The organism is Arthrobacter sp. 2YAF22_2 (assembly GCF_052114645.1).
Taxonomy (GTDB): domain Bacteria; phylum Actinomycetota; class Actinomycetes; order Actinomycetales; family Micrococcaceae; genus Arthrobacter.
The window spans coordinates 1-6,089 of record NZ_JBFRFD010000197.1; the positions used below are offsets into that span (position 1 = coordinate 1).

Sequence of the window (6,089 nt, forward strand, 5' to 3'; positions counted from 1 at the left end):
CAGCACGGCCAGGAACCGTTTGTTGGCCCGCACCGCGGCGAGCGCACCGATCACGATGCCAACGCCGACGACCGGCTGCAGCGGGGAGCCGGGGTCCACGAAGTACAGGTTGCCGGGAAGTGGCTTGTTGGCCAGCAGCAGCGCCGTGAGCGGGAGGACGAACGCGACGGTCAGGATCACCGCCAGGTAGAAGAAGAGCGAACCACGCTGCGTGCGGCCGGTGACCCAGACCGCGGCGTCGTCCAGGGCGCCGATGGCGAGCTGGTAGGCGCGGTCGCCGTCGACCCAGCCCGGCACCCGGCCCTGGGCTCGGGAGACAGCATTCCGGCCGTAGAACATCGCCAGCCCCAGCGCGAACGTGACCGCCGTCAGACCCAGCGCCGGGGTGAACCCGTGCCACAGGGCCAAAGGCCCGGCGGCGGGGTGCCCGGCTGGGGCCGCCGCGTCCCCGCCGCCGGGCACAAACAGTGCCGCGTACGGCTGGATCCAGGCGTCCACCGGCGCCGGCCACACGCCGTACAGCACGGTCAGCAGGCTGAGCACCGCGGGTGCGGCCAGGAAGCCCGGCTTGATGGCCTTGAACGGGGTAGCGGACACACCCGGTTTGAGGGCGAAGGCGCCCCACATGAAACGGGCGCTGTAGGCGAAGGTCAGGACCGAGCCCAACACCACGCCGATCAGGATGACGGGCCCCCAGAAGCCGGAGCCGGAGTGGTGAACGAACACCTCGAACACGGACTCCTTGGCCACGAATCCGGCCAGCGGCGGGACGCCGGCCATCGAGGCGGCACCGACGGCCGCCACTACCGCCAAGGCACGGGACGACCGGTACACGCCGGAGAGCTTGCGGATGTCGCGGGTCCCCGCTTGGTGGTCGATGATACCGACCACCAGGAACAGGGTGGCCTTGAAGAGTCCATGCGCCAACAGCAGGGCCAGGCCGGCGAGCGCCGCGTCGGGCTGACCGAGGCCCACCACCATGGTCAGGAAGCCCAGCTGGCTGACCGTGCCGTAGGCGAGGATGAGCTTGATGTCGGTTTGCCGCAGGGCGCGGTAGCCGCCCACCAGCATGGTGGCCAGCCCCAGGCCCAGTACCACCGGGAGCCAGAACGTTGTCTCGGCGAACCCGGGGGCGAACCTCGCCACGATGTAGATGCCCGCCTTGACCATGGCGGCGGCGTGCAGGTAGGCACTCACCGGCGTCGGCGCGGCCATCGCACCGGGCAGCCAGAAGTGGAACGGGACCAGCGCGGACTTGGTGATCGCACCGACCAGAATGAGCACGACGGCGGCTGCCACCGCCGCGGCGGCGGGTCCCGCCACCAGCTCGGGCGCCATCTGCAGGATCGCAGAAATCCGGTAGGTTCCCGCTGTGGCCCCCAGCATGATCAGCCCGACCAGCATGGCCAGGCCGCCGGCCGTGGTCACCACCAGGGCCTGCAACGCCGAACGGCGGGCCGACAGCCTGGTGCGGGCGTAGCCGATCAGCAGGTAGGACAGCACCGTGGTGAGTTCCCAGAAGATGAACATCAAGACCAGGTCGTCGGCGGTGACCAGCCCGAACATCGCCCCGGCGAAGGCGAGCAACTGGGCGCCGAAGCCGCCGAGATAGCTGTCCTTGTTCTTGAAGTACCGCGCACAGTACACGAGGACCAAGGCGCCGACGCCCAGGATCAGCAACGACATGACCCAGGCCAGGGCGTCCATCCGGAAGGCCAGCTCCAGCTGGAGCTGCGGGACCCACGGCATGACCACCGCAACGGCACCGGCGTCGGAGTACACCGCCCCGTGCTGGAGGGCCAGCCAGACGAACGATCCGCCGGGCACCGCCGCCAGCGCGTAAAACGCGTTCCTGCCGAGCCTGCGGAAGAGTAACGGCGCCACAGCAGCCACCGCGAAGTGCACGGCAAGGACTGTGATCACTGGTATCTCCGCAACGTCAGGCATTCGATGGTCAAAGTTGGAGCAGGCGGGGCATAGGTTAGGTTCAGTGCGTCTAGTTTACCAAGCGTGCACAAATTCTTTGGCCAGTGACGTCCCTACGGACAGCTACTATCAGCCTATGAACTCCGCCCCCGCCCCCGAGTCCACGCATCCGGCCTCGGAGCTCGAGTCCGGCAGCGCCGTCAGCAACAAGGGCAGGATCCTGGCCTGGGCCGCCTGGGACTGGGGTTCCGCGGCCTTCAACGCCGTCATGACCACCTTCGTTTTTACCGTGTACCTGACCTCCAAAGCGTTCGGCGGCGAAGACGAGGCCTCCGCGGTCCTTGGCTCCGCCCTCGCCGTCGCCGGGGCTGCCATCGCACTGCTGGCCCCGGTCACCGGCCAACGCTCGGACAGCGGCGGGCGGCGCAAACTCTGGCTCGGGGTCAACACCGGCGCCGTAGCACTGCTGACCGGACTCTGCTTCTTCGTTTTCCCGCGGCCGGAGTTCTTGCTTCTCGGCGTGACGCTGATCGCGCTTGGCAACGTCTTCTTCGAATTCGCTGGCGTCAACTACAACGCAATGCTGGCCCAGATCTCCACACCCGCGAACATCGGCAAGGTCAGCGGCTTCGGCTGGGCCGCGGGCTACCTCGGCGGCATCGTGGCGCTGCTGATTGTGCTGCAACTCTTCGTGCAGCCCAGCATTGAGTGGTTCGGGGCGTCCACCCAGGACAGCCTGAACATCCGCCTCGTAGCGGTGTTTTCCGCGCTCTGGTTCCTTGTCTTCGCGGTACCCGTGATGTTCGCCGTCCCGGAAGTACCCAAGGCCAGGCAGGCCAGACTGGGGTTCTTCGCTTCCTACGCCCTCCTGGCGCGCCGGATCCGCGCCATCTACCGAACCAGCCCGCACACCATCTTCTTCCTGCTGGCCAGTGCCATCTTCCGGGACGGGCTCGCGGCGGTGTTCACCTTCGGCGGGATCATCGCCGCAGGCACCTTCGGCTTCGATCTCAAACAGGTCATCTTCTTCGCCATCTTCGGCAACGTAGTCGCCGCTGCCGGGGCTTTGATGGGCGGATTCCTGGATGACAGGATCGGTCCCAAGACGGTCATCATCGGTTCGCTGATCGGCCTGCTGGTGGCCGGCAGCGCCCTGCTGGCCTTGGGGAACGGGAAATATTCCTTCCTCGGCATGGATTGGTCGGGCAGCATGACGTTCTGGGTGTTCGGCCTATTCCTCTGTCTTTTCGTGGGTCCGGCCCAGTCCTCGTCCCGTGCCTACCTCGCCCGACTCACCCCGCACGGGGAATCCGGCGAGTTATTCGGCCTCTATGCCACCACCGGCCGGGCGGTCAGCTTCCTGGCGCCCGCGCTGTTCACCCTGTGCATCACGGTGGCGACCCCCTTCGTTGCCCCCGGCGAAGCGCAGCGCTGGGGCATCCTCGGCATCATGGTGGTCCTGCTGGCCGGGCTGCTGGTCATGCTGCCCGTCAAGTCGCCGGGCAACACGGACATCGCCGTGGTGCCCGCAGCCTGAACGGCACCGAAAACTCCGACGGCACACTAGGCTGAAGCCATGAATGTGGATGAAACAGACCTTCCCGGCCTGGGCCGGCGCAAGGACTTCATGACCGCCTCGGGACGCCGGATCGGCGTGGTCGAATACCGGGAGGGCCAGACCGAGCTGATCGTCTCGACCTGGGACGATCCGGACACCTGCCAGGCATCCATCCCGCTGACCGCCGACGAGGCGGCTGCCCTCGGAAACCTGTTGGGCGGACAGCGGCTGGCCATGCAGCTGTCCGAAGCCCACCGGGAAGTCCCCGGGATCGTCACCCGGCAATTCTCGATCGCCGCGGATTCCCCCTTCCAAAACCAGCCGATGGGCAAGGCCTGCATCCGGACCCGCAGCGGCGCGTCGATCGTCGCCATCATGCGTGAGGGCGAGGTACTCCCCTCGCCGGGCCCCGACGTCGTCCTGCATCCCGGCGACCTCCTGGTGGCCGTGGGCACGCAAGAGGGCCTGGACACGGCAGCCGGCATCCTGCGCAACGGATAAGCGGCATGGATCCGCTCGCCCTGACCCTCATCGAATTGGGGGCCGTCGTGTTCTGCCTGGGCCTGCTGGCCAGGCTGGCCGGGCGGATCGGCATGTCACCCATCCCGCTCTACTTGGTCGGCGGCCTGTTCTTCGGGGCGGGCGGCATGGTCAAGCTTGAAGGGATGCACGAATTCGCGCATCTCTCCAGCGAAATCGGCGTCATCCTGCTACTACTTATGCTGGGGTTGGAATATACGGCCGCTGAGCTGGTCACCGGTCTGCGGCGTTCCTGGCAGGCGGGCGTGCTTGACCTGCTGCTGAACTTCCTGCCGGGGGCGGGGCTGGCGCTGTTACTGGGCTGGGGCCTGGTGGGGGCGATGGTGATGGGGGGCGTTACCTACATCTCGTCGTCCGGCATCGCCGCGAAGGTGATCACCGACCTGGGCCGGATCGGTAACCGCGAGACGCCGGTGATCTTGTCCATCCTGGTCTTCGAGGACCTGGCCATGGCCGTCTACCTGCCGATCCTGACCGCCACGCTGGCCGGGGTCAGTTTCCTGGTGGGCCTGCAGACCGTGGGGATCTCCCTCGCCGTCGTCACCCTGGTGCTGGTGGTTGCCTTGCGCCACGGCCACCACGTGTCCAAGGCCGTCCACAGCGAAAACTCCGAGGTGTTCCTGCTCAACCTGCTGGGCGCAGCGCTGCTCGTCGCGGGCCTGGCCGCCGCCATGCAGGTGTCCGCCGCTGTGGGCGCCTTCATGCTCGGAATTGCTATCTCGGGCGCCACCGCACACAACGCCACCAGGATCCTCGAGCCCCTGCGCGACCTGTTCGCGGCAATCTTCTTCGTGGTCTTCGGCCTCAACACGGATCCGACGTCCATCCCCCCGGTGCTCGGCTGGGCTCTGATCCTGGCCGTCCTGACTGCGGGAACCAAGATGATCACCGGAATCTGGGCAGCCAAGCGGGCCGGGGTTGCCGTTCCCGGGCGCCTCCGTGCCGGAGCGGCCCTGATTGCCCGCGGCGAATTCTCCATCGTGATCGCCGGGCTCGCGGTGGCTTCCGGCGTGGTGCCCCGCGACCTCGCCGCCCTGGCCACCGCCTACGTGCTAATCATGGCCGTCATGGGTCCGCTGGCGGCCCGGTTCGTGGAGCCGATCATGCGGGTGCTGCGCCGCCCGGCCCGGCGGGCGCCCCTGCCGTTCCGTCCCGCCGGTTAGAGGACTGCCCTCAGGGGAGGTCCTCAGGGGACAGCCCTGAGGGAACTGCCGGACCGCTAAATGTTGGTGCGGTGGAAATTAAGGTGGCTGCGGCTGGCCGTCGGGCCGCGCTGCCCCTGGTAGCGGTTGCCGTATTCACCGGAGCCATATGGGTGTTCGGCGGCCGAGCTCAGCCGGAAGAAGCACAGCTGTCCGATCTTCATGCCAGGCCAGAGCTTGATCGGCAGGGTCGCCATGTTGGACAGCTCCAGGGTGACGTGGCCGGAGAACCCCGGATCGATGAACCCCGCCGTCGAGTGCGTCAGCAGCCCCAGCCGGCCCAGCGAAGACTTACCTTCAAGCCGTGCGGCGATGTCGTCCGGCAGGGTGACGGTCTCATAGGTCGAGCCAAGCACAAACTCGCCCGGGTGTAGGATGAACGGCTCCTGCGCGTCGACCTCGACCAGGCGGGTCAGCTCGGGCTGGTCCTCGGACGGGTCGATATGGGCGTACTTGTGGTTGTCGAAGAGCCGGAAAAAACGGTCAATCCGCACGTCCACCGACGACGGTTGAACCATGTCGGGGTCGAAGGGCTCCAGTACAATCCGGTTCGAATCGATTTCGGCGCGAATGTCGCGGTCAGAGATCAGCACAGGATCAAAAGTACCGCACGGATTGGCGGCTGGTACGCGTGGCAGGAGCGACGGCCTTGTGTTACTTGCCCGGCTCCCCGAGGAACGCCCTGGTCTCGCACTGCGGTGCCAACCTGACGCGACGTTCCTTCCTTTGCATGCACGCGCCCGCCACGCAGCGGGACGGTCCCGTACCTAGGCATCATCGCGAAACTGAGATCGATCGGAACTCCACCGGCTCTTGCCCGTCATGAGCCTTGCAGAGCATGATGTAGCCGCCCCTGTGAGTGG

At 67.0% G+C, this 6,089-nt stretch carries 5 protein-coding genes; 3 read left to right on the forward strand and 2 right to left on the reverse strand.

The annotated features are described in order from the left end of the window. Window positions 1-1,923, reverse strand: a 1,923-nt coding sequence (locus AB4Y86_RS09745) for a proton-conducting transporter transmembrane domain-containing protein (protein ID WP_441402042.1), incomplete at its 3' end; no start/stop codon positions are given. Window positions 1,924-2,062: 139 nt separating this feature from the next. Here AB4Y86_RS09745 and AB4Y86_RS09750 point away from each other — a divergent pair. From AB4Y86_RS09750 to AB4Y86_RS09760, 3 genes are read left to right on the forward strand one after another with little or no spacing between them, the layout of a single operon-like run. Further along, a complete protein-coding gene (locus AB4Y86_RS09750; RefSeq protein WP_441402043.1) occupies window positions 2,063-3,463 on the forward strand; it encodes an MFS transporter in 1,401 nt (466 codons plus the stop codon). Between the two features lie 39 nt (window positions 3,464-3,502). Then, window positions 3,503-3,985: a cation:proton antiporter regulatory subunit gene (locus AB4Y86_RS09755; protein WP_138768089.1), complete on the forward strand. Its 483-nt coding sequence runs from the start codon at window positions 3,503-3,505 to the stop codon at window positions 3,983-3,985. Window positions 3,986-3,990: 5 nt separating this feature from the next. Beyond that, window positions 3,991-5,187, forward strand: a complete 1,197-nt coding sequence (locus tag AB4Y86_RS09760; RefSeq protein ID WP_441402044.1) for a cation:proton antiporter — start codon at window positions 3,991-3,993, stop codon at window positions 5,185-5,187. Between the two features lie 56 nt (window positions 5,188-5,243). On the opposite strand, the gene dcd is transcribed toward AB4Y86_RS09760, so the two are convergent. Continuing rightward, the gene (gene dcd / locus AB4Y86_RS09765) at window positions 5,244-5,819 is read right to left on the reverse strand and encodes a dCTP deaminase (protein WP_441402045.1); all 576 of its coding nucleotides are present in this window, start codon (window positions 5,817-5,819) and stop codon (window positions 5,244-5,246) included. Window positions 5,820-6,089: the final 270 nt, after the last annotated feature.